Below are 22,158 nucleotides of genomic sequence, written 5' to 3'. Positions count from 1 at the left end.
CTCTACAAGTCTACCGGCACCGTCCCGGCTCCCTGACATGCGGCGGGGATGGCTTCCGGGCACGGTGCCGGCGGTTGCGGCGGGGGCGTGCCGCGGGGATACGCCGGGCTCCGCGGCGCGGGCTTGCCCCTGCGTTGGCGGTGCCCTCCAGCATCCGGGGCGCCGCTTAGTGGAGCACCTACAAAAAAGCCGTTCCGCGGCGGCCGTACAGTCGGAATTAAGCTTCCGCTACTCCACCGCAGCCCCGACAGGAACACCATGACCCAGACCGTCCCTTCCGCCACAGCCCGCACCCCCCGGCGCCGGAACCGCTGGAACGCCACCGATCTTGGCCTCATCGCCGTCTTTGCCGCCCTCGTCGCCGGGTCCGCGCTGATCGCGGCCATTCCCGTTGGCGGACTCGGCGTGCCCATCACGCTGCAGACCCTCGCCGTCATGCTCACCGGGCTGGCGCTGGGCCCGGGCCGGGCCTTCGCCGCCCTTGGCCTGTACCTGCTCCTGGGCCTGGCGGGCCTGCCGATCTTCAGCGGCGGACGCAGCGGGCTGGGCGTCCTCGCCGGGCCCTCCGCCGGCTACATCATCGGGTTCCTGCTCGCCGCCACGGCGGTGGGCTGGCTGACCGTCGTCGTGCTCCGACGCACGGCGGCGCGCACCGGCAAGCTGCGCGCCGTGCTCCTGTTCGCCGCGGCCATGGTGAGCAGCATCGTCTTCGTCCACGGGCTGGGCGTCCTGGGCATGATGGTCAACGCCAAACTGGACTTCTCCACGGCGTTCCTGGCCGATCTCGCGTTCTACCCCGGCGACATTCTCAAGAACGTCCTGGCCGTCAGCATCGTTCTGGCCCTGCACCGGGCCTTCCCGGATCTGCTGCTGCGCCGCGCCCGGAGGGCGGACGCCCGCCCGTGAGCGGCATCGTCTTGGACCGGGTGTCGGTGCGGGTACCCGTCGACGGCAGCCCCGCCCCCAAGACGCTGCTTGAGCAGGTTTCACTGCACCTCACGGAGCCGCGCATCGGGGTGATCGGGGCCAACGGCTCGGGCAAATCCACGCTGCTGCGGCTCCTGAACGGACTGGTGGTGCCGAGCGACGGGGCGGTTATGGTCGACGGCGCCGATACTGCCCGCGCCGTACGCGAGGTCCGGCGCCGCGTGGGTTTTGTCTTCACGGATCCGCTGTCCCAGCTCGTCATGCCCACCGGCCGCGAAGATGTGGAACTGTCCCTGCGGCGCTCCATCCGCAACGCCACGGAGCGCCGCGCCCACGCCGCGGCCGTCCTGGACCGGTTCGGGCTCCTGCCCCTGGCGGACCAGAGCATCTACGAGCTCTCCGGCGGCGAACGCCAGCTCCTGGCCCTGGCCGCAGTCCTGGCCGTAGACCCCGAGGTGCTGGTCCTGGACGAGCCGTCCACCCTCCTGGACCTGCGCAACCGCGAGCTGCTGCGGCGCACCCTTGCCGGGCTCCGCCAACAGGTCATTCTCTCCACCCACGACCTCGAGCTGGCGCTGGACATGGACCGGGTCCTGGTGGTCAACGCCGGGCAGGTGGTGTTCGACGGCGGTCCGGCCGCCGCCGTCGCGCAGTACCGCGAGTTGAGCGCCGCGAGCCTGCCTCCGGCCGCGAACCTTCCTCCCGCCGCCCCCGGCCTCGGGCGGCCCGGCGGCGGGTTGTCCGTCGACGGGTTGTCCGGGACGCGGCAGGACCGGTGGGGGAAACGGTGAGCAGCCATGGCTTCCTGCTCGCCACGTACGCGCCCGGCACTTCCCTGATCCACCGGGCGCCGTTAGGGCTGAAGTTCCTGCTGGTCGTCGGATGCGGGATGGCGTCCTTCCTGATCGCCGACTGGGCCGTTTCGGCCGCCGTGCTGGCGCTGCTGTGCGGGCTGTTCCTGCTCAGCGGGGCGGGTCCGGCACGGCTGTTCCGCGCGGTGCGCCCGGTGCTGCCCGTCCTGCTGGCGATCGGACTGTTCCAGTGGTGGCAACTGGGCGCTCCCACAGCTGGGCGGATCGTGCTGAACGTCCTCATCTGCGTCGTGGCCGCGTCTATCCTTACCGCTACAACGCCCGTGCAGGCACTGCTCGATGGGGTGGCCTCCCTCGCCCGGCCGTTCCGGCGCCTCGGCGCTGACCCTGAGCGCTTCGCGCTGACCATTGCCATCATGCTCCGAAGCATCCCGTTCGTTGCCGGGGCCTACCTGAAGGTGCGCGACTCCGCCCGGGCCCGCGGGCTCGAACGAAACCCCCGGGCACTGGTGCTGCCCGTCTTCATCACCACGGTGGCGTACGCCCGGCAGACCGGCGAGGCCCTTGCCGCCCGCGGACTAGGCGAACCGGAGGACGCGGAGGGGCCCTAGTGGATGTCTTCCCAGCTCCAATCCATCGGCGTAGGCTGAGCGCGACCGATCGCCCTAGAAGGGTGCCCGCGCCCGCGTAGCCAGGGGAGGCTCATCAATGGAGATGGACATCAGGGATAATTGGGACCGGCTCAGTCCCTCCACGCAGCAGTGGCTTACCGACAATCCAGGATGCATGATCCTGCCGCGAACCATGGCCTCCGTCATCTGTCAGGAGACCGGCGGAACAGCGGACCGCGACCGGCACGGGACCTCCCCGCTGTCACAAGCAGACCGCGACTTCATCATAGACAAGGCACGGAGCGCCCCGCCGGCCAGGCCGGCGCCCCGGTCTTCCGGACCGGCATCCGCGCCGCACACCGAGTAGCCATACGCACCCTTGCGGGGGGCACCCCCACGTGCTGCGGCGGCCTTTCTACCCCATGAGAAAACCCCGGACCTGCATGGTCCGGGGCCCGTGTTGGCGGTTGTTAGCGCGCGATGTTGACGGTGATATCCAGATGGATGTCGTTGTCGGCGACAAGGCGGTCGTGGAGATAGCGGGCGAGGCTCGCGTCAGTGGCAGTGTGAACGCTTTGCGCAATCGCTCCCTGCAGCAGCGCTTGGGTATCGGTGGACTTGACGACGTCCAGCGGCGCCCAGCCCCGACGGCCGGAGGCAACACGTTCTAGGTCCGTGCGGAAAGTGCTCTTGTGGTCTTCCCGGACGGTGGCACACATGGTGAAGGGGATAAAGGAAGTGGGCAAGGAGGTCCTTTCGCGGGGGCAGCCGGTGGTCGACGCCCTCACTTAGGTCAAGCTGCCGGAGCTCCCGGCTATTCCTCCGCAGCCGAGAACGAGTCCAAAGTCACGGGCGCCGGGCCGGCGCATTCGCCTGCACCAGTGGGGCAACGTTGCTCGTGGGGCCGAAATGCGGTGCACCTCCGCCGGGTCCCGTTAGGCTTCGGCCATGTCACCAAGTTGGGGAAGAAGCTGGGTTAGAGGCCCGGCGCTGTTGCTGGTTTTCGTCAGTACCGGAGCGGCATTGAGTTCCTGCGAATACGCGGACGAGGAGCCGTCCCGGACCGCTGCGCCCCTTGGGTACTCCCGGCCAGCCCCTGCTCCCCCGCCGCAGGCTGACTCCGATCTGGCGGAGGAGCAGGCGGAAAATCAGGCGCTATTGGAGTCTCGCCTGGGCCCTCGGCCTGACGGTCTTGTCTGGGGCGTCTTCGGCGGACTGGACGGCGACGGGTTCGGCACCTCGAAGACCGGAATAACGGAGGGACGCTATACGGTGACCGCTGCATGCCAAGGTGTTATGAAAGCATCCCTCACCCTCTCGCAGTCCAACAGTCGAGGAGGAACGCAGCAGGAGCTTGCCCTCGACTGCGGAACAGCAACCCGCGTCGATCTGGAGCTTGCAGCGGGCACGGTTTCGGCGCAAGCTTTCCGCATGACCACCGAGCAGGGCAGCGCGGCCGTCGCCGGGTTCTGGATGGTCCCGGCGTCCTAACTGCCGTTCCGCGGCACCACATCCGCGTGGGGCCGACCGCAGGCATCCACGTGCGCGAACAATCACGGACGTAACCCGATCACGATTGAATTCCGTCCGGGACCCCGGGCAGGGAGTCGCGGGTGCCTCGATCGGGCCCGGATCGTGCAACGCTAGTGGCATGGACCTGGAGGTATCGCCCGCGCTCACGATTCCCGAGTCGGAACTCGGCTGGCGGTTCTCGCGGTCGTCCGGCCCTGGCGGTCAACACGTCAACACCACAGACAGCCGCGTCGAACTCTCCTGGAACGTCGCCGGCTCGGCCGCCCTGACGGACAGCCAACGGCTGATGCTGGTCACGCGCCTCGAACGTCGTCTCGTCGCTGGGGTGATCACCGTGACGGCCTCCGAACAGCGCTCTCAGCTGCGCAACCGTGAAATCGCCCTGGCCAAGCTCTCTGACCTCGTGGCAGAGGGACTCGCTCCCGAAGCTGCCCGCCGCCGGGCAACCAAACCCACCCGGGGTTCGAACCGCCGGCGCCTTGCCGCAAAGGAACAGCGGGCGGCGACCAAGCGGCAGCGGCGGCGGCCCTCGATCGAGTAGCGCCCCTCAGCGCACCGGGAGGGTGGACATGTCCCTTCCTGGGCGCCAACGCGGGGCATGCCGGTCGCAGCGTGTGCACATGCCCGCCCCTGGCCTCAGCCACTGGACATATCACCACCATGTCCACGCCCCGTGCCCAGGAATGGACATGTCCCGTGGACGGGGCCTGGCGGACCTGCGGCGCACCGGGAGGAACGGGCATGTCCCGTGGCCCGGGCCGGGCGGGCCTGTGGCGCACCAGGCGGATGAACATGTCCCTTCCTGGGCGCCAACGCGGGGCATGTCCGTAGCTGGCGAGTGCACATGTCCTCCCATCTTCGGGACAAGTCCTCCCCGGCCTGCAGCCACTGGACATGTGCCTAGGATGTCCGCCGGCCGCGGCGAAGAATGGGCATGTCCCCCTGCGGGCGTTAGGCCAGGCGGCGGTACTCCAGCAGCGCGGCCGTGCCCATGCCGCCGGCGATGCTGATCATCGCCAGGGCAAGCTGGTGCTCGTCGCCGGATCTGCGCGCCTGTGCCAGCAGCCGGGTCACCAGCACCGCACCCGAGGCTCCGTAGGCGTGCCCCAGAGCCAGGGCCCCGCCGTCGAGGTTCGCACGCTCCGGGTCGATTCCCAGCTGGTCGAAGCAGGCGAGGGTCTGGGCCGCGAAGGCCTCGTTGAACTCCACCAGGCCCAAGTCTGCAGCCGTCAGGCCGTGCGCCGCCAGGAGCCGCGCTGCGGCCACGGCCGCGCCGACGCCCAAGAGCTGGGGCGCCACCCCGGCGGTGTCGGTGCCCAGCACCAGCAGTCCGTCGGCGGCGCCCAGCCGGCGGGCGCATTCCACGGAAGTCACGACGACGGCGGCGGCGCCGTCAGCGTCGAAGCACGAGTTCGCGGCCGTTACCGTGCCGCCTGGGGCAAACACGGGCGGGAACCTGGCCATCAGGGCCGGGCCAAGACTGGGCCGGGGACCGTCGTCGACGGCTGCGGCTGCACCGGTGTCCGTGCCGAGCCGCACGAGCTCGCCCTCGAACAGCCCGGCAGCGGCGGCGTCCAGGGCTCTGCGGTGGCTACGGAGCGCAAACTCGTCCTGGCGCTTCCGGCTGATGCCGTAGCGGGCAGCGACGTTCTCGGCCGCAACTCCCATGTCCGGGTCGCCCATGCTGAGCGGTGCGAACTGGGCCCGGTGATAAAAGTCCGGGCTGCCGTCGTCGTTGCGGTTCGCCCGCAGCGGGGCCGTGCTGATGCTCTCCACGCCGCCAGCCAGGTAGAGGCCGTTCCCGCCAGCTGCGACGAGCCGGGAGGCGAGGACGATCGCGTCCAGCCCCGAGCCGCACTGCCGGTCCACGGTGACGCCGGGGACGGTGACGGGCAGGCCGGCCTCGAGCGCGGCGAGCCGCGCGACGTTTCCGCCGCCGCCGACCGCGTTGCCGATCACGACGTCGGTCACTGCCTCGGGAGCGACCCCGTCGCCGGCGTCGGAGAGCAGGGTGCGGAGCACCGGTACCAGCAGTGCGTGGGCCCGCAGTTGTTTCAGGAGGCCGTTGGCGCGGCAGAGGGGTGTCCGGCGCGCGGCGATAATCACCGGCTGCCTGTCGTCCGGCAGCAGCGCCGGCCTGGGCGGCGCCGGCCTGGGCGGCGCCGGCTTGAGCGGCGCCGGTGGCGTGAGTCCCTGCGCGGACGCAGCCGCGGACGCAGCCGCGGACGCAGCCGCGGACGCAGCCGCGGACGCAGCAGGCGAAGTAGGGCCGGGGTCCGTGCGCCGCTCAGCCAAGGCGCCGGATCCTGGGATCGTTCTGGTCCATCCAGTCGAGCAGCAGCTGCCGGCTGATCTTGCCGCGGTCCGTCAGCGGCAGCTCGGTCAGCGCGAAGTACTCGAGCGGGCGCTTGTTGCGTGCCAGCACGTCCTCGATGCCGGCCCTCAGCGCGGTGGCCGTGATGCCCCCGTGCGAGGGCACCACGGCGGCCACGACGCGCTTGCCGCGCAGGTCATCGCGCCGGCCAGCTGCCACAGCAGCCGCGACGCCCGGGACGGACGCCAGCGCCATTTCCACTTCGTGCGGGTACACGTTCGTGCCGGCGGTGATGATCATGTCGGAGCGGCGGCCGAGCATGTGCAGGGTTTCGCCGGAGCGGAAGCCTTGATCTCCGACGGTGTACCAGCCGTCGAAACACCGCAGGGCGTGGCCGTCGTCGCCCCAGAGATAGCCGTTGCTGACCATAGCGCTGCGCACGCAGATGTTGCCGTCGCTGCCGTCCGGCAGCTCCCTCCCGTCGTCGTCCAGAATGCGGAGCTCGACGCCGGGAAACGGCCGCCCGATGGCAGTCCCGCCCGGTTCGGCAGGCTCCCCCGGGCGCAACCCGGCGCCCGACACGAAGCTTAGCTCCGAGGCCCCGTAGTACTCGAAGAGGGTGGCATTGGGTGCCCAGCGCCGCGCCGCTTCAAGCGTCCGGGCATCCAGTTTGGAACCGGCACAAATGATGCTGCGGATCCCGGACGCATCGACCCCTCCGGCCAGGCCGCGCTCGCTGAGCAGCCGGAGCATGCTGGGCACGAGGACCAGCCGGGTGATGCCGTCGTGGCGGACGGCGGCGTGGGCGGCGCCGACGTCGAAGTGCTCGAGGGTGTGAAATTCCGCGCCGGCGTACAGGCACTCGGCCAGGGCGTAGAGGTTCAGGCTCCCGGCGAGCGGTCCGGGGGCCAGGGTCTTGTCGTCCTGGCGAAGGCCGAAGAACTCGATGGAGGCGTCAAACGACTCCTGCCACGACTGCCGGGAGCGCGTGAAGGCTTTAGGGACCGAGGTGGTGCCGGATGTCAGTCCGATGAGGAACGAGGCGCCGGGCGGCCCGTCAGTGAGCCCTGTGCCCGGCAACACCTTCGGGTCCGGCGAGCTCCGGGCGATCCGGGCGGCAATCGCGTCCTGCAGCTGCTGCGGCCACGTCGGATCCAAGACGGCGCATTGGCGCTCACCTGCCACGGCGGCCGCGAACGCCACGGCGAAACGAACGGAATTGTGCTCCGACAAAACCGTCACTGCAGGCACGGAGGGCAACCGCGCCGCCGCTCGGTCCCGCAGTTCGGACCAGGTGAGGTGCGTTCCGGCCACGACGACGGCAGTTTCGTCGGGACGGTCATCGGCCCAGCGCTGGATTCTGTCGAGAAAAGGCATCGATCCAACTTTACCGTTGCCGTCTGGCCGCGCGGACTCGGAGGGTATTGTGACTTCATGAGCTTCAATGACAACGCCCAGCTGGATCCCTCACAGGTCCAGGACCGCCGAGGGATGGGACGCGGGCCCATGATCGGAGGCGGCATCGGAGGCGGCATCGTCCTGCTGCTTGCCGCCCTTTTCGGGATCAACCCCCAGCTCCTCGAGGGCATGGGCGGCACCAGCCTGGAGCCCCAGACGCAGAGCCAGGGCACTGCCCCGGCCTGCAAAACCGGAGCCGACGCCGACGCCCGCCTCGACTGCAGGATCACCGGCACTGTCAACAGCCTGAACGCCTTCTGGCCCGCCTATCTGGCCCAGTACAACACGAAATACCCGCGGCCCAGCGCCGTCCTCTTCAGCGCCGGAACCAACACCGGCTGCGGGGCCGCCACCTCCGACGTGGGGCCCTTCTACTGCCCCGTCGACACGACTGCATATTTCGACCCCGGGTTCTTCCAGGAACTCGTGGACCGGTTCGGTTCCTCCGGCGGCCCGCTGGCACAGGAATACGTGGTGGCCCACGAATTTGGTCACCACGTCCAGAATCTGCTCGGCGACCTGGACAAGGCGCAGCAGGATCCGCGGGGTCCCCAGTCCGGCGGAGTCCGGGTTGAGCTCCAGGCTGACTGCTACGCCGGCCTGTGGGCACACTATGCCACGCAGCCGGACCCGAAGACCGGCCAGACCTACCTCGATCCCCTCACCCAGCAGGACCTCCAGGATGCCCTGTCGGCCGCCTCGGCTGTGGGCGATGACCGAATCCAAAAGGCCGCATCCGGGCGCGTGTCACCCGAGGCCTGGACCCACGGATCCAGCGCCCAGCGGCAGAAGTGGTTCTCCCGGGGGTACACCTCCGGGGACATCAACCAGTGCGACACCTTCGCGGTGGCGACGCCCTGACCTGACGGCTGTCTTCAGCGGCGCAGCGTCTTCGGGGCGGGCTTTCTTCAGCGCGGGGGTGTCCTGCGCCGTACAGGGATTTCGATGTAGCTGAGGAATCCCGCATGGCCCAAGTGCCGGTGTTTCCGGTGCCATTCGGGCCGATACTTGTGCCCGAACGGGTCCGTCACGCGGACCGACTCCAGCCGGGCGTTCCCAGCCAGGAGGAGGTCGACGTCGGCCAGTGCATTGCGCCGCGTTGAAAGCCCGTCAATCTCCAGGCTCCACAGCCCCAGGTCGGCATCGGTGCCACGTTCCAGTTGCAGCGTCTCGAACAGTCCGGCCACGAGCTCGTCGAGCCCGGCAGTCTCCGCGCGTTGAAGCCGGTGCCCGGCGGGGTGCACCTGACGGGCGTCCGCCAGGGCCTGGCGCAGCCAGTGGAACTCCACGACTCCCAGGGGCGGCCCCAGGCGCAGGTGCCTGTTCCCGTCCAGCTCCAGACGGTAGGCAGTGGCGCTGCGGTCAATGATGCACGTGGCTTCGCCCACGTATTCGACGTCGGCCAGGAGGGCATCCAGGGACGCGTAGTAGGAGAACTCCCCGCTGTCCTCGACCACGACGAAATCCCCGCCGGGCATCGGCCGGAGAGGTGGGGTGGCGGCCATTCTGGTGTGCCTCCTGTCGACGGAATTCCCAGTCCGGGTCAGCGCGGCATGACCCGATGTCTTTATCAGACCACCGACCGGCCCCGAAGGGAACGCCTGCCCGGGCCGCTCCCTTCGGGGCCTGAAACCACCGGCTAAAACAGCGACACCGGCCCCACCTCGGTAAGGCGGAGCCGGTGTCGATGTACCAGCGCTGTTGCGGCAAGGCCCCGATGGGCCCTGAAGACGGGCGGATCTAGATGTTGAAGCCCAACGCCCGCATCTGGTCGCGTCCGTCCTCGGTGATGCGTTCCGGACCCCACGGCGGCATCCAAACCCAGTTGAGCCGCCAGTCGTCGACAATCCCGTCCAGCGCCTTGCCGACCTGCTCTTCGATGACGTCGGTCAGCGGGCAGGCCGCGGTGGTGAGCGTCATGTCGATCAGCAGCGCGCCGTCGTCGTCTGAGTACTTCAGACCGTACAGCAGGCCAAGGTCAACGATGTTGACGCCGAGTTCGGGGTCGATCACATCCTTGAGTGCCTCTTCGACATCTTCGAGGCCCGTGCGGGCCACATTGAGTTCGGTCATGGCGGAGTCCTAACTAGGCCTGTGCTGCAGCGTCAGCGGCAGCGATGGTGGCGGCTCCGGCGCCCTGGACGTAGCGGTCGTAGCCTTCTTCTTCCAGGCGGTCGGCGAGTTCGGGGCCGCCCTCTTCGACAACCTTGCCATCGACGAACACGTGCACGAACTCCGGCTTGATGTACCGCAGGATCCGGGTGTAGTGGGTGATGAGCAGGGTGCCCATGTTGCCTTCGGCGTGGGCACGGTTGACGCCCTCGGAGACGACCTTGAGGGCGTCGACGTCCAGGCCGGAGTCCGTTTCGTCCAGGATGGCGAACTTGGGCTTGAACAGTTCCAGCTGGAGGATCTCGACGCGCTTCTTTTCGCCGCCGGAGAAGCCCTCGTTGACATTGCGCTGGGTGAAGTCAGCGTCGATGCGCAGCTGCGCCATCGCGGCCTTGACGTCCTTGGTCCAGTGGCGCAGGGAAGGCGCTTCCCCGTCGATGGCGGTCTTGGCGGTGCGCAGGAAGTTGGTCATGCTGACGCCGGGTACTTCCACCGGGTACTGCATGGCCAGGAAGACGCCCGCGCGGGCGCGCTCGTCGACGCTCATCGCGAGGACGTCCTCGCCGTCGAGGGTGATGGAACCGGAGGTGACGTTGTAGCGCGGGTGCCCGGCGATGGTGGACGCCAGGGTGGACTTGCCCGAGCCGTTGGGGCCCATGATGGCGTGCGTCTCGCCGGTCCTGATGGTCAGGCTGACGCCCTTCAGGATTTCCTTGGTGCCCTGCTCGGTGTCAATGCTGACGTGCAGGTCCTTGATCTCAAGAGTAGACATATGTCTTGTTCTCCTCTGCACCGTGCCCTCCGGCGGCGGTGCGGTTCTTGTCGATAAGTTGCTAAGCGGATTGCCGGCTGCGGGGCAGCTAGCTGAAGTTTGGAGCCTCGGCGCCGTTCAGGACGTTGGTGACGTCCACGTAGACCTCGTCATCCAGGATGGTCACGGCAAAGACGGGAACAGGGTCATAGGCCGGCAGCTGGAGCGGTTCGCCGCTGCGCAGGTCGAACTGGGAACCGTGGCCCCAGCACTCGATCTTGCAGCCTTCGACCTCCCCTTCGGAGAGGGAGATGTCCGCGTGCGAGCACGTGTCGCCGATCGCGTGGATCTCCCCCATCGAGTCCTTCACGACCGCTACCGGGTAGTCGTCGATCAGGATCCGCAGCGCCTGCTTGAGCTGGATCTCACTGGCGTTGCAGACAAGCTCGCCCTTGGGCTGTTCAGTCATTGGTGTGGCCCCTTGTCCTCTGGTCCTGCGCGCTAGTTGTTCGTTGCCGCGAGTTCGCGTTCGACGGCGGCCGTGAGCCGCTCTTCGATCGCCGGGACCTTGATCTGCTGGATGATCTCGTTGAGGAATCCGCGGACCACCAGCCGGCGGGCCACGTCTTCCGGAATGCCGCGGGCCATCAGGTAGAACAGGTGCTCGTCATCGAAGCGGCCGGTGGCGCTGGCGTGGCCGGCGCCGGCGATCAGGCCGGTTTCGATTTCCAGGTTCGGCACGGAGTCGGCGCGGGCACCATCGGTCAGGACCAGGTTGCGGTTGGCCTCATAGGTGTCGGTACCTTCGGCTTCCTTGCGGATCAGGACGTCACCCACCCAGACGGTGTGCGCGTTGCGGCCCTGCAGGGCGCCCTTGTACAGGACGTTCGACTTGCAGTTCGGCACGGCGTGGTCCACGAAGAGGCGCTGTTCCAGGTGCTGGCCGGCGTCGGCGAAGTACAGGCCGAGCAGTTCCACTTCGGCACCCGGCGCCGTGAACCGCGCCGACGGCGTGACCCGGACGAGGTCGCCGCCGAGGCTGACGACGATGTGCTTGAACTTGGCGTCGCGGCCGATCCGGGCCTGCTGGGAGGAGGCGTGCACCGCGTCGTCGTTCCATTCCTGGAGCGAGATGACGGTGAGCTGCGCGCCGTCCTCGACGACGATCTCGACGTTTTCCGAGACGACGGCGGTGCCCTGATGGTCAAGGACGACGACAGCCTTGGAGAACTTCTCCGCCACGATCACCACATGCTGCGCGGCAGCCTGGACGCCCTGGCCGGTCAGCACGACGCTGACCTCGGACTCGGTTTCCACCTCGGCCGGCACCGTGATGACGGTGGCCTCGGTGAAGTTCTCCCAGGCGTTGGCGGACACGCGGTCCTCCGGGATGCCGGCAGAGCCGATCCGGGCGTCGTTCCGGCCGACCGTCTCGACCCGGACGCTGCCCGGGGCGGTGACGGCGACGGAGGGGCCGGTGCCGGTGAGGACCTCGGCGTGCAGGCCCTTGAGGCGCTTGAGCGGAGTGAACCGCCAGTCCTCTTCCATGCCGGTCAGCGGCTTGAAGTCAGCGAGCTTGTAGGAAGTCAGGCGGCCGGCGCGGGAGCTGTCCGGAATGCCGACTCCGCCGCCGTGCGAATGCGCCTTGACGGCCTCGCCGGCCAGCGGGGTCTTGGACTCCGCAGCGTTCAGCGGGGACAGGCTTTCGCCTTCCTCGGTGAAACCGTCGATGAACGGCTGGGATGAGGGCGCGCCGATGCGGGCCTTTTCAGTAGTGATGTCAGTCATTAACCGACCGATCCTTCCATCTGCAGTTCAATCAGGCGGTTCAGCTCGAGGGCGTATTCCATCGGCAGTTCACGGGCAATCGGCTCGATGAAGCCACGAACGATCATGGCCATGGCCTCGTCCTCGCGCATGCCGCGCGACATCAGGTAGAACAGCTGCTCTTCGCTGACCCGCGAGACGGTCGCCTCGTGGCCCATCGTGACGTCGTCCTCGCGGATGTCGATGTACGGGTAGGTGTCGGACCGGCTGATGGTGTCCACCAGGAGGGCGTCACAGCGGACCGTGTTGGCCGAGTGCTTGGCGCCCTCGCGGACCTGGACCAGGCCGCGGTAGGCGGCGCGGCCACCGCCGCGGGCCACCGACTTGGAGATGATGGAGCTCTTGGTGTTGGGCGCGATGTGGACCATCTTGGAGCCCGTGTCCTGGTGCTGGCCTTCGCCGGCGAACGCGATGGACAGGGTCTCGCCCTTGGCGCCTTCACCCACAAGGTAGACGGCCGGGTACTTCATGGTGACCTTGGAGCCGATGTTGCCGTCGATCCACTCCATGGTGGCGCCCTCTTCGCAGATGGCACGCTTCGTGACCAGGTTGTACACGTTGTTGGACCAGTTCTGGATGGTCGTGTACCGGACGCGCGCGCCCTTCTTCACGACGATTTCCACGACGGCGGAGTGCAGCGAGTCGGAGGTGTAGATCGGTGCGGTGCAGCCTTCGATGTAGTGGACGTAGGAGTCCTCGTCGGCGATGATCAGGGTCCGCTCGAACTGGCCCATGTTTTCGGTGTTGATGCGGAAGTAGGCCTGCAGCGGAATGTCCACGTGGACGCCCTTGGGGACGTAGACGAAGGACCCGCCGGACCAGACGGCCGTGTTCAGCGAGGCGAACTTGTTGTCGCCCACGGGAATGATCGTGCCGAAATACTCCTGGAAGATTTCCGGGTGCTCGCGCAAGGCGGTGTCGGTGTCCAGGAAGATGACGCCCTGGGCTTCGAGGTCCTCGCGGATCTGGTGGTAGACGACCTCGGATTCGTACTGCGCCGCGACGCCGGAGACCAGGCGGCTGCGCTCGGCTTCCGGGATGCCCAGCTTCTCGTAGGTGTTCCGGATGTCCTCGGGCAGGTCTTCCCAGCTGGCGGCCTGCTTTTCGGTCGACCGCACGAAGTATTTGATGTTGTCGAAGTCGATGCCGGACAGATCCGCGCCCCAGGTGGGCATGGGCTTGCGGTCGAAGTACTTCAAGCCCTTAAGGCGGAGGTCCAGCATCCATTCCGGCTCGCTTTTCTTGGCCGAGATGTCCCGGACTACGTCCTCATCGATGCCGCGGCGGGCGTTGGCGCCGACGTCGGTCTTGTCGGCCCAGCCGTACTCATAGGTGCCGATTCCGTGGAGCTCGGGATTCTTCTCGAGAATCTCCGAAATCACCGTAGAGTCAGCAACCTTCTTCTCTGATAGTTGGTCCGTCATCACGGCCTTTCTTGCAGATGGTTGGATACTTCGTCCGGGTTGCCCGGGGCCGCGGGACCGGAGGTCCCGCCGGCGGCCGGACGGCCCGTAGGTATGTGGGTGGTGCAGACGTGCCCGCCGCGCGCGAGTGTGGACAGGCGGCGCACATCGACGCCGACGAGCCGGGAGAACACTTCGGTCTCGACGTCGCAGAACACGGGGAACTGGGCGGCCAGGTCCTGGATGGGGCAGTGGCCCTGGCAAAGCTGGACGCTGGACAGCGCTGCCGGAAGCGGCGCCTTGGCCTCGAGCGACTGCGCGGAGGCGACGAAGCCGTCGCGGGAGAGCGCCTCGGAAAGAGCCCGGGCACGGGCCGTGATGTCCGGTCCGGCCTGCTCAATCTCGGGGGCGTAGCGGCGCTCCATGTCCCCGAAGCGTTCGACGGCGAACTGCCGCACCGCTTCCGGACCGGCGGCCTCGCCGAGGCGCCGCAGCGCCACGGTGGCGATATCGAGATAGTCGTTGCCCAGGGTCGACTGGCCCTGGGCACTCAGGACGTAGCGCCGGGCGGGCCGTCCGGCGCCGGCCCCGGCTCGGGCCACCCGTTTGACCTCGATCACTCCGCTGCGCTCGAGGTGGTCAAGGTGGCGGCGGACAGCGGCCGGGGTGAAGCCCAGGAGGTCGCCGAGTTCGGCAGCGCTGATGGGTCCATGCTCCAGCACGGCGTTGAGGACGCGGTCACGCGTACGCTCGTCGGCGTCGTGGTGGTGGCTGCCGCCGGCCGCGGGAACAGCCGCGGGAATGAGGTCCGGCACGGCCGCCACGTGCGCCCGGGCGGACCCGACGCGCGTGGCGCCGCTCCCGGACGGGGCCGCGGACGCAGAAGTGCTCATGGAATACACAACACAATCATGTCGTAATTTACTCCCGCGTTCCACTAAGGCATGGCTTGCCTGCCTCCCATAGCGCTCCCGGGCGCCCCCGTACTACATCCCGTAGAATGCTGTGGTGCGATCTCCCGAATCCCCCGTTCTGACCATCAGCGGGCTCGTCAAGGATGTGGGCCCTCTGGCCACCCTTGACGGCAAAATGCTGCGCGTGGTCAGCGGGCTGTCCCTCCTGGCCGAGCGCGGGCAGGTCACGGCCCTGCTGGGTGCCAACGGCGCCGGCAAAACCACCACGATCGAGTGCGCCCAGGGGCTGCAGAAACGCACCGCCGGCAGCATTAGCCTACTGGGTCAGGATCCTGACGAGGCTGGGGCCGGGCTCCGTGCGCGCGTCGGGGTCATGCTGCAGGACGGGGGGCTGCCGCCGTCGGCCCGTCCCATCCCCCTGCTGCGGCACATCGCCGGCATGTACCAGGACCCGTGGCCGGTCGATGAGCTCATCGGCCGCCTGGGCATCGACAGCTTCAGCCGCACCTCCGTCCGCCGGCTGTCCGGCGGGCAGAAGCAGCGCCTTGCGCTGGCCGCGGCGCTGGTGGGCAATCCGGAGGTCCTTTTCCTCGACGAGCCGAGCGCCGGCCTGGATCCGCAGTCCCGCCAAATGGTCTTCGATCTCATCGCCGAGCTGCGCAACAGCGGCATGGGAATCATCTTGACGACGCACCTGATGGACGACGCCCAGCGCCTCGCCGACTACGTCTACATCATCGACGCCGGCCGCAACGTCGCCGAAGGCACCGTGGGCGAACTCCTGCGGCACCAGCTGCACGAAGACGACGCCGGGCACCACGTCCGCACCCTGCTGTTTGAAACCGAACCCGGGCTGGATTTCACCGGCGTGCTGCCCGAGGGCGTCGAAGTCACCGAGGCCCGCGCCGGCAGCTACGCCGCGACCGGCGTCCTGACCCCCGCCGACCTCGCGACGATCACTGCGTGGTGGGCGGCCCGCGGGATCATGCCGAGCTCCCTGAGCCTTGAAGCGCGCAGCCTCGAGGACGTCTTCCTGGACATCTCCGGAAGGGAGATCCGATGACCCGCGTATCCGGCGGTGCTCCGCTGGGCAATTCCCCGCTAGGAAGCGCCGCCCCTGGTACTGCCCCTGCTGGCGGCGCACCGCGGACGGCACATGGCGGCGCGCCCGCAGCGTTGCTGCGCCGGATCCTGCTGCAGGGACAGTACGAAACCATCACCATGCTCCGGAACGGCGAGCAATTGATCCTCGCGATCGTGATGCCGCTGCTGGCCATGGTCGGCCTGACGGTGACGCCGCTGCTGGATGGCCTCGGCGCCAGCCGCATCAACATCGCCGTCCCCGGCATCCTGGCCCTGTGCGCCATGTCCACCGCCTTCACCGGGCAGGGCATCTCCACCGGCTTCGACCGCCGCTACGGCGTGCTGCGCTTCCTCTCCACCACTCCCCTGGGCCGCACCGGACTGATTGCCGGGAAGATCCTGGCCGTCCTGGCCGTGCTGTTCCTGCAGGTGCTCATCGTGACGGTTGTGGCGCTGCCGCTGGGATGGCGGCCCGAGCCCGCAGGCTTGCTGCCCGGCCTGGCCATCCTGGTCCTCGGCGCTGCCGCCTTCACGGCACTGGGGCTGCTGGTCGCCGGGACCGTCCGGCCGGAAGCGACGCTGGCCATCACCAACCTGCTGTGGATCCTGCTCGGGGCACTGGGCGGGATCGTGATCCCGGCCGAACGGCTTCCGGCGCTGGCTCAGGCCGTGGTCCACTTCCTCCCCTCCGGCGCGCTGGGCCAGGCGCTAAGGGATGCTTTCCTCCACGGCAGCGTGAATGCTGCTGCGGTCTTTGTCCTGCTGCTTTGGACGGCGATAGCCGGCGGCGCAGCCACCCGTTGGTTCAAGTGGAATTGAGAAAACTGTGAGCACGGCGTCACGCACCCCCCGGATCGTCTCGGGGTTCACCTCCCGGCTGCCCGTCGTCGTCGACAACAAGGTCAGGAGACTGGCCGTGTTGTCCCTCATCGGCCAGATCGTTCTGGTGGTGACCGGCGGGGCCGTCCGGCTGACCGCATCGGGCCTTGGATGCCCGACGTGGCCGCGCTGCACGGACGCATCCCTGACGACCACGCCGGAGATGGGTTTCCACGGCATCATCGAATTCGGCAACCGGCTCCTGACGTTCGCGCTGGCAGCAGTCGCGGTGATGATGCTCGTGTATCTGTGGAATCTCCGCAAGGAACGCCGCGACCTCTTCCTGCTTGCCCTCGGCCTTCTCGCGAGCATCCCCGCCCAGGCGATCATCGGCGGCATCACGGTGCTGACCCAGCTGAACCCGTGGGTGGTGGGCCTGCACTTCCTCGTCTCCATGGCCCTCGTGGTCCTCGCCACCCTCCTGGTGAACCGCGCCTACGGCCGCACGGGCAAGGCCAGGACCGTGCGGCTTCCCGCCCTGCCGGGTGCCGCACGCCCGGTGATGGCTGCCGTCGCGTTTTTCTCCGCCGTCGCCGTCTGCCTGGGCGTCGTGGTCACCGGAGCCGGCCCGCACGCCGGCGACGCCAACGCGCCACGGAACGATCTCGACTGGGACCTCTTCGCCCACATCCACGCCGTGCCGGCCTATCTGGTCACCGCCGGCGCACTGTTCGGACTGTTCCTCGTGGTGCGCGGGCGCATCCCGGGCCCGTTCCGCTCGGCGGTGTTCATGCTGCTGGGCGTCACCGTCCTGCAGGCTGTCATCGGCTTCACGCAGTACTACACCGGCATTCCGGCGTTGCTCGTCGGCGCCCACATGCTGGCGGCGGCACTGCTGATGTCCGCGGCCACGAACGCGGCGGACCTGGCCCGCTACAGCCCGGTGGCATAGCCGTTCCCTTGCGCCCCCGGGCCCGACCGGCATTGTTCCTCAGCGGGGCGGACGATTGCCGCCCCGCCACACTGGCCACCTTGTGCCGGCAGGAGGATCATAAGGTGGCATGGACACGGACCCTTCATCGCCCGTTTGGCGGCCGCGTCACATGGAGAAGGCCCAACCAGTAGCGCATCCTTCGCCATCCGCCCGGCAGCGTGCGGCCAGCCTCAAGGAACGCGTCTACATCATCTTCACAAGCCTGGCTGTCGTGCTGGCGCTCCGGAGCCACGCCAACGAGACCACGCCCGGCGCCGCGGCGGCCACCCTCAGCATCGTGGTGATCGGTTCCCTGCTCGGGATCTTGGTCGCGGACCTGTTGAGCCACCTGACCGTCCATTCTAAGCTCCCCTCCGGGGAGGAACTGCACCATATGATCGCGGTCGGCGTCGACGGTCTGGGCGTGTTGGTTGCGCCGCTGCTCCTGCTCGCCGCGGCCGGGCTCGGGTTCATGTCCACGGCTGCGGCGCTCGGGTGGGCCATCGGCGTGCTCGTGGTCTCGCTCGCCGTCGTCGGGTTCCTGGCGATCCGGCGCCTCGACATTCCGCTGCATCACAAAGCCGCCATCATGCTGGCCGAGGTCGTGTTGAGCCTTCTGGTGATCGGTCTCGAACTGGTGGCCCACAACCTCTAATCCGGGCCTCGGGCGCGGGAGTTCCCGGACGCCGGAAACCCCTCCGGATGCGGAGTCAGGTTCCGTCCAGATGCATCGGGGATAATGGAGGCGGCGCACGACTGGCGCCGCAATCACATCATGAGAAGACGAACGGCACGGTTGCCGAGATTTGGGTGCCTGGATTGGGCTGAAATCGGAACCGGCCAGACAGAGGCTCCGGAGGTCACGTGGCGTTACTAGTCGGCAAAAAGGCCACATCGGCTGCCCAGCTCAGCACAGGCAAACCGAGTCCAGACCAGCGGCCCCGCGTGCGCCCGCGACTGGACGGACTGGACGTGCTCCGCGGAGCGGCCGTTGGAGCGGTCCTGCTCGGACATTCCTGGCCGGCGATATTCGAAGGAGCCGGAATTGTTGGTGTGATCGCCTTCTTCGTGCTGAGCGGCTACCTGATCACAAACGTGCTCCTCAGGGACGTCGAACGGCACCGCAAGATCCGTTACGGCCGCTTCTATGCACACCGTGCCTTCCGGCTCGTGCCGGCACTGGTCTTCCTCCTGGGCGTGTACGCCGCCGTCGAACTGGCCACCGACGTCCTCGGCGACCGGTCCAAGGGAATCGTCGGGTATACCGTTCTGGCCGGCTTCGGGTACCTCAAAGACCTGCCACTGCCCTTCGACGTCAGCATGGCCATCGGACCGCTGTGGACGCTGGCCGTGGAGGAACAGTTCTATCTGATCTGGCCCGCGCTGCTGGTGCTGGCCCTGCGGCGCAATCGCCAGGGACGGCTGATTGGCCTTTCTGCCGCCGTCACCCTGTTCCTCATGACCGCCAGTGTGCTGGCGATGACAATCTTTGCGCCGCAACTCCACTCGCTGGTCTACGCGCTGCCCACGACCTGGGGCTTGGGACTGGTCATCGGATCGGCGCTGCGGCTTTACCGGGTCCACGTGTTCGGCTGGTTCTCCGCCCGCTGGCTCCGGCTGGCGTCCCTGCTCGTTTCAGTCGCCGTCCTGGCCGCGCTGGCCTTCTTCCCGAAAGCCAACGAAACGCCCGCCTTCATCTTCGTTGGCGGCCCCCTGGCCATGGTTGCCGCGGCCGTTCTGGTGGCGCTGGGCGCTTCCCGTACCCGGGCGATGCCGCGGCTGACCCGCCCGGTGCAGTTGCTCGGCACCGTTTCGTACGCCGCCTACCTTTGGAACTACATCGTCATTCTCTGGCTCAACGGGGGCTCGACGGCGGATCTGCCCCCGCTGGTGGCCGTTTCGGCCATCCTGCTGACTCTGGCCATCGCGGTGGTCAGCTGGCACACCGTCGAGAGGCTGGGACGCATCGCGCGGTCCCGTTTCGACCGGGCCTATCCGGACCAGCGGCGGGCGGACGCCGGCGCCGTTCCATCACGGCCCTGACCGGCCCGAACAACGTCTGAGGCTCCCTCACCCGGGTGGGTGAGGGAGCCCCAGCCGTTGGAACGAGATGCTGCCCGCGCCAGGCGGGACTAACCAGCCGAGCGGGCTGCTCAGCCGGCCATGAGGGCGGAGCCGACGAACGGGTCGACTGCCAGGGCGAGGAAGAGCAGCGTCAGGTAGCTGATGGAGCCGTGGAAGACCTTCATGGCTCCCTTGTTCGAGACGTCGCCGGACTGTGCGCGGTTGTAGAGGGCGTGTGACTCGTAGAGGAACCAGGCGCCGGCCGCGATCGCGGTCACGGTGTAGACCCAGCCCGCGTGGCCGGCCGGGATCATCAGCAGCGAACACGCCACCATGGCCCACGCGTAGAGGACCACCTGCACGGAGACCACCTTGGCGCCGGCGATCGCGCCCAGCATCGGAACGTTGGCGTTGCGGTAGTCCTCGCCGTAGCGCATCGACAGCGGCCAGTAGTGCGGCGGGGTCCACAGGAAGATGACCATGAACAGCACGACGGCGGGCCATTCGACCGTGTTGGTGACGGCGGCCCAGGCAATCAGGACCGGGAAACACCCTGCGGCGCCGCCCCAGACGATGTTCTGGGCGGTGCGCCGCTTGAGGATCATGGTGTAAATGACCACGTAGAAGACGATGGCGCCGAGCCCCAGCCAGGCGGAAAGCGGATTAGCCCCGAACCAGAGGATGGCCATCGCCGCCGCGCCCAGCAGCCAGGAGAAGACGAGCGCTTCGCGCGGGGTGACCTCGCCGGTGACCAGCGGCCGGTTCTCGGTCCGGTGCATGAGTTTGTCGATGTCGCGGTCGATGTAACAGTTGAACGCCCCGGCGGAGCCCGCCGCAAACGCCCCGCCCACCAGTGTCGCCAGGATCAGCCCGATCGAGGGGAATCCGCGCTGAGCGTAGATCATCGTGGGCAGGGTGCTGACGAGCAGAAGTTCAATCACTCGGGGTTTCGTGAGCGCCAGGTAGGCCTTGGCTTTGCGGCCGAAGCTCATCCTTCCCGAGACCGGGGAGGCGTTCAACGGCGTATTAGTTGTGCTCACGGTGGCAGTCACTCTGTTCTGTCTGGCTGTGCAGTTCGGTGTGGCAGGGCGGCCCCGGGTGGATATCGCAACGCGTCTTGCTGCAAGACGGACTCGGCGCTCAGCGCACACCCGTGTCTTTGCCCAGTCGAAGGCCACCACCCATCATACCGTGGCGCGGCGGATGGCCCGGGCCGCCGCCGGCCTCATGCTTCCGCCGTGTTAACGCCTGCTCACCACACCTGCAAGCGGCGGTGATTCATATAAGCGAAATCCGGTCCATTTGGTGAGATATACGCTGACCACCAACTGGATTGGGACTAGGCTGTTCTTAGATCAGCGCACTCGGGCGGTTGCCGAAACAGGCCGCATTGCATCTGCGTCTGAATGATAGATCAACGTTTCGACGGTGAACGGCTGGTACGAACCGCAGCGGGGCACCGAACTGTGCCCGGAGCGGGACCGAGCGTACCGCCGGCCGTCAGCACAGAGAGGGGCCCGGTTTTCGTGCCACATTTGGAAGAGCAAGAACTGTCATGGACTGATTTGGACCGGCGTGCGGTGGATACCGTGCGGGTCCTTGCTGCGGATGCGGTGGAGAAGGTGGGCAACGGGCATCCGGGGACCGCGATGTCCCTGGCGCCGGCGGCGTACTTGTTGTTCCAGAAGCTGATGCGTCATGATCCGAAGGATCCGGACTGGATCGGGCGTGACCGGTTCATCCTGTCTCCGGGGCACACGTCGCTGACCCTGTATATCCAGTTGTTCCTCTCCGGGTACGGTTTGGAGCTGAAGGACCTGGAGGCGCTGCGGACCTGGGGTTCGCTGACCCCGGGCCACCCGGAATACAAGCACACCGCGGGGGTGGAGATCACCACGGGCCCGCTGGGCCAGGGCCTGGCCTCGGCGGTCGGGTTCGCGTATTCCCAGCGCCGCCAGCGTGGCCTGTTCGACGCCGCGGCGCCGGCCGGGGAGTCGCCGTTTGACCACACCGTGTGGGTGATCGCCTCCGACGGTGACCTGCAGGAAGGCGTCACCTCCGAGGCGTCCTCCCTCGCCGGGCACCAGGAGCTCGGCAACCTTGTGGTGGTTTACGACGAGAACCACATCAGCATTGAGGACGACACGGACGTGGCGTTCACCGAGGACGTGCTCAAGCGCTACGAGGCGTACGGCTGGCACACCCAGCGGGTCGACTGGACCCGGACCGGGGAGTACGTCGAGGACGTGCAGGAACTCTATGCGGCGCTGCTGGCCGCGAAGGCCGAAACGTCCAGGCCCTCGATCATTTCGCTGCGGACCATCATCGGCTACCCGGCGCCGAAGAAGCAGAACACCGGCAAGATCCACGGCTCGGCCCTGGGCGCGGAGGAAGTCGCCGCGCTCAAGGGCGTGCTCGGGTTCGATCCGGAGCGCGCGTTCCAGGTCGACGAGGACGTCCTGGCGCACGCCCGGTCCGTGGTGGACCGCGGCGCGCACGCCCGCAAGGCCTGGGAGGAGTCCTTCACGGCCTGGCAGGCCGCGAACCCGGAGGACGC

General features: G+C 68.0%; 22 protein-coding genes and 1 pseudogene. 12 read left to right on the top strand and 11 right to left on the bottom strand.

Going from position 1 to position 22,158, the window contains the following annotated elements; genetic code table 11:
- The first annotated feature begins 258 nt into the window (after window positions 1–258).
- The 3 genes from ACFVVK_RS14490 to ACFVVK_RS14480 are packed head-to-tail and all read left to right on the top strand — an operon-like array spanning window position 259 to window position 2,350.
- A complete protein-coding gene (locus ACFVVK_RS14490; protein ID WP_390268129.1) occupies window positions 259–906 on the top strand; it encodes a biotin transporter BioY in 648 nt (215 codons plus the stop codon).
- Entirely contained in the window at window positions 903–1,718 is an 816-nt protein-coding gene (locus tag ACFVVK_RS14485; RefSeq protein ID WP_390268127.1) for an energy-coupling factor ABC transporter ATP-binding protein, read from the top strand. Before ACFVVK_RS14490 ends, ACFVVK_RS14485 begins: the two co-directional genes overlap by 4 nt.
- Complete coding sequence (locus tag ACFVVK_RS14480) at window positions 1,715–2,350, top strand: energy-coupling factor transporter transmembrane component T family protein (protein ID WP_390268124.1); 636 nt, start codon at window positions 1,715–1,717, stop codon at window positions 2,348–2,350. The genes ACFVVK_RS14485 and ACFVVK_RS14480 overlap by 4 nt, the downstream gene beginning before the upstream one ends.
- A gap of 470 nt (window positions 2,351–2,820) precedes the next feature.
- Here the strand turns inward: ACFVVK_RS14480 and ACFVVK_RS14475 are convergent, their stop codons facing one another.
- Window positions 2,821–3,096, bottom strand: a complete 276-nt coding sequence (locus ACFVVK_RS14475; protein WP_390268121.1) for a hypothetical protein — start codon at window positions 3,094–3,096, stop codon at window positions 2,821–2,823.
- A 550-nt stretch (window positions 3,097–3,646) separates the two neighbouring features.
- Between ACFVVK_RS14475 and ACFVVK_RS14470 the strand changes: the two genes are divergently transcribed.
- Entirely contained in the window at window positions 3,647–3,841 is a 195-nt protein-coding gene (locus tag ACFVVK_RS14470; RefSeq protein WP_390268119.1) for a hypothetical protein, read from the top strand.
- A 160-nt stretch (window positions 3,842–4,001) separates the two neighbouring features.
- A complete protein-coding gene (gene arfB, locus ACFVVK_RS14465) occupies window positions 4,002–4,424 on the top strand; it encodes an alternative ribosome rescue aminoacyl-tRNA hydrolase ArfB (RefSeq protein WP_390268116.1) in 423 nt (140 codons plus the stop codon).
- Between the two features lie 410 nt (window positions 4,425–4,834).
- On the opposite strand, the gene ACFVVK_RS14460 is transcribed toward arfB, so the two are convergent.
- Together ACFVVK_RS14460 and ACFVVK_RS14455 are read right to left on the bottom strand one after the other, a co-directional pair.
- The gene (locus tag ACFVVK_RS14460) at window positions 4,835–5,989 is read right to left on the bottom strand and encodes a thiolase family protein (RefSeq protein WP_390268112.1); all 1,155 of its coding nucleotides are present in this window, start codon (window positions 5,987–5,989) and stop codon (window positions 4,835–4,837) included.
- 181 nt (window positions 5,990–6,170) lie between these two features.
- Entirely contained in the window at window positions 6,171–7,574 is a 1,404-nt protein-coding gene (locus tag ACFVVK_RS14455; RefSeq protein ID WP_390268109.1) for a class I adenylate-forming enzyme family protein, read from the bottom strand.
- Window positions 7,575–7,631: 57 nt separating this feature from the next.
- On the opposite strand from ACFVVK_RS14455, the gene ACFVVK_RS14450 reads away from it, so the two are divergent.
- Window positions 7,632–8,516 carry a neutral zinc metallopeptidase gene (locus ACFVVK_RS14450; RefSeq protein ID WP_390268106.1) on the top strand — a complete coding sequence of 295 codons (885 nt, stop codon included), beginning with the start codon at window positions 7,632–7,634 and terminating at the stop codon, window positions 8,514–8,516.
- Between the two features lie 47 nt (window positions 8,517–8,563).
- On the opposite strand, the gene ACFVVK_RS14445 is transcribed toward ACFVVK_RS14450, so the two are convergent.
- The 7 genes from ACFVVK_RS14445 to ACFVVK_RS14415 form a co-directional block, all read right to left on the bottom strand.
- A complete protein-coding gene (locus ACFVVK_RS14445) occupies window positions 8,564–9,160 on the bottom strand; it encodes a hypothetical protein (RefSeq protein WP_390268104.1) in 597 nt (198 codons plus the stop codon).
- Window positions 9,161–9,395: 235 nt separating this feature from the next.
- Window positions 9,396–9,728: a metal-sulfur cluster assembly factor gene (locus ACFVVK_RS14440; protein ID WP_018772973.1), complete on the bottom strand. Its 333-nt coding sequence runs from the start codon at window positions 9,726–9,728 to the stop codon at window positions 9,396–9,398.
- A gap of 13 nt (window positions 9,729–9,741) precedes the next feature.
- Window positions 9,742–10,539, bottom strand: a complete 798-nt coding sequence (gene sufC / locus ACFVVK_RS14435; protein WP_390268101.1) for a Fe-S cluster assembly ATPase SufC — start codon at window positions 10,537–10,539, stop codon at window positions 9,742–9,744.
- Window positions 10,540–10,627: 88 nt separating this feature from the next.
- Window positions 10,628–10,987 (bottom strand): non-heme iron oxygenase ferredoxin subunit, encoded by a 360-nt coding sequence (locus ACFVVK_RS14430; RefSeq protein WP_390268098.1) that lies wholly within the window; start codon window positions 10,985–10,987, stop codon window positions 10,628–10,630.
- 32 nt (window positions 10,988–11,019) lie between these two features.
- On the bottom strand, window positions 11,020–12,306 hold the full coding sequence (sufD, locus tag ACFVVK_RS14425) for a Fe-S cluster assembly protein SufD (protein WP_390268095.1): 1,287 nt from the start codon (window positions 12,304–12,306) through the stop codon (window positions 11,020–11,022).
- Window positions 12,306–13,769: a Fe-S cluster assembly protein SufB gene (gene sufB / locus ACFVVK_RS14420; protein ID WP_390268092.1), complete on the bottom strand. Its 1,464-nt coding sequence runs from the start codon at window positions 13,767–13,769 to the stop codon at window positions 12,306–12,308. The genes sufD and sufB overlap by 1 nt, the downstream gene beginning before the upstream one ends.
- A complete protein-coding gene (locus ACFVVK_RS14415) occupies window positions 13,769–14,650 on the bottom strand; it encodes a helix-turn-helix transcriptional regulator (RefSeq protein ID WP_390268090.1) in 882 nt (293 codons plus the stop codon). The genes sufB and ACFVVK_RS14415 overlap by 1 nt, the downstream gene beginning before the upstream one ends.
- Before the next feature lie 106 nt (window positions 14,651–14,756).
- Here ACFVVK_RS14415 and ACFVVK_RS14410 point away from each other — a divergent pair, with 106 nt between their 5' ends.
- The 5 genes from ACFVVK_RS14410 (at window position 14,757) to ACFVVK_RS14390 (ending at window position 19,580) form a co-directional block, all read left to right on the top strand.
- The gene (locus tag ACFVVK_RS14410; protein ID WP_390268087.1) at window positions 14,757–15,725 is read left to right on the top strand and encodes an ABC transporter ATP-binding protein; all 969 of its coding nucleotides are present in this window, start codon (window positions 14,757–14,759) and stop codon (window positions 15,723–15,725) included.
- Window positions 15,722–16,564 (top strand): ABC transporter permease, encoded by an 843-nt coding sequence (locus ACFVVK_RS14405; protein ID WP_390268084.1) that lies wholly within the window; start codon window positions 15,722–15,724, stop codon window positions 16,562–16,564. Before ACFVVK_RS14410 ends, ACFVVK_RS14405 begins: the two co-directional genes overlap by 4 nt.
- Window positions 16,565–16,571: 7 nt before the next feature.
- On the top strand, window positions 16,572–17,516 hold the full coding sequence (locus ACFVVK_RS14400) for a heme A synthase (protein WP_390268081.1): 945 nt from the start codon (window positions 16,572–16,574) through the stop codon (window positions 17,514–17,516).
- 109 nt (window positions 17,517–17,625) lie between these two features.
- Window positions 17,626–18,192, top strand: coding sequence for a hypothetical protein (locus tag ACFVVK_RS14395; RefSeq protein WP_390268078.1), 567 nt, complete (start codon window positions 17,626–17,628; stop codon window positions 18,190–18,192).
- A gap of 290 nt (window positions 18,193–18,482) precedes the next feature.
- Window positions 18,483–19,580: an acyltransferase family protein gene (locus ACFVVK_RS14390; RefSeq protein WP_390268076.1), complete on the top strand. Its 1,098-nt coding sequence runs from the start codon at window positions 18,483–18,485 to the stop codon at window positions 19,578–19,580.
- A 110-nt stretch (window positions 19,581–19,690) separates the two neighbouring features.
- Here ACFVVK_RS14390 and ACFVVK_RS14385 read toward each other — a convergent pair whose 3' ends face one another.
- Complete coding sequence (locus ACFVVK_RS14385; RefSeq protein ID WP_390268074.1) at window positions 19,691–20,653, bottom strand: heme o synthase; 963 nt, start codon at window positions 20,651–20,653, stop codon at window positions 19,691–19,693.
- 483 nt (window positions 20,654–21,136) lie between these two features.
- Between ACFVVK_RS14385 and ACFVVK_RS14380 the strand changes: the two are divergent.
- Window positions 21,137–22,158, top strand: a pseudogene (locus tag ACFVVK_RS14380) (transketolase); the annotation flags it as partial.

The organism is Arthrobacter sp. NPDC058192, from assembly GCF_042883665.1.
Lineage (GTDB): Bacteria > Actinomycetota > Actinomycetes > Actinomycetales > Micrococcaceae > Arthrobacter.
The sequence above is the reverse complement of the archived record's forward strand: the minus strand, read 5'-3'. Positions and strand labels throughout refer to the sequence as shown.

Excerpts from the sequence above, each read along its gene's own strand:
- ACFVVK_RS14490 (WP_390268129.1), top strand. The coding sequence starts at position 259 with ATGACCCAGACCGTCCCTTCCGCCACAGCCCGCACCCCCCGGCGCCGG.
- ACFVVK_RS14470 (WP_390268119.1), top strand. The coding sequence starts at position 3,647 with ATGAAAGCATCCCTCACCCTCTCGCAGTCCAACAGTCGAGGAGGAACG.
- arfB (WP_390268116.1), top strand. The coding sequence starts at position 4,002 with ATGGACCTGGAGGTATCGCCCGCGCTCACGATTCCCGAGTCGGAACTC.
- ACFVVK_RS14455 (WP_390268109.1), bottom strand. The coding sequence starts at position 7,574 with ATGCCTTTTCTCGACAGAATCCAGCGCTGGGCCGATGACCGTCCCGAC.
- ACFVVK_RS14450 (WP_390268106.1), top strand. The coding sequence starts at position 7,632 with ATGAGCTTCAATGACAACGCCCAGCTGGATCCCTCACAGGTCCAGGAC.
- ACFVVK_RS14445 (WP_390268104.1), bottom strand. The coding sequence starts at position 9,160 with ATGGCCGCCACCCCACCTCTCCGGCCGATGCCCGGCGGGGATTTCGTC.
- ACFVVK_RS14440 (WP_018772973.1), bottom strand. The coding sequence starts at position 9,728 with ATGACCGAACTCAATGTGGCCCGCACGGGCCTCGAAGATGTCGAAGAG.
- sufC (WP_390268101.1), bottom strand. The coding sequence starts at position 10,539 with ATGTCTACTCTTGAGATCAAGGACCTGCACGTCAGCATTGACACCGAG.
- ACFVVK_RS14430 (WP_390268098.1), bottom strand. The coding sequence starts at position 10,987 with ATGACTGAACAGCCCAAGGGCGAGCTTGTCTGCAACGCCAGTGAGATC.
- sufD (WP_390268095.1), bottom strand. The coding sequence starts at position 12,306 with ATGACTGACATCACTACTGAAAAGGCCCGCATCGGCGCGCCCTCATCC.
- sufB (WP_390268092.1), bottom strand. The coding sequence starts at position 13,769 with ATGACGGACCAACTATCAGAGAAGAAGGTTGCTGACTCTACGGTGATT.
- ACFVVK_RS14405 (WP_390268084.1), top strand. The coding sequence starts at position 15,722 with ATGACCCGCGTATCCGGCGGTGCTCCGCTGGGCAATTCCCCGCTAGGA.
- ACFVVK_RS14395 (WP_390268078.1), top strand. The coding sequence starts at position 17,626 with ATGGACACGGACCCTTCATCGCCCGTTTGGCGGCCGCGTCACATGGAG.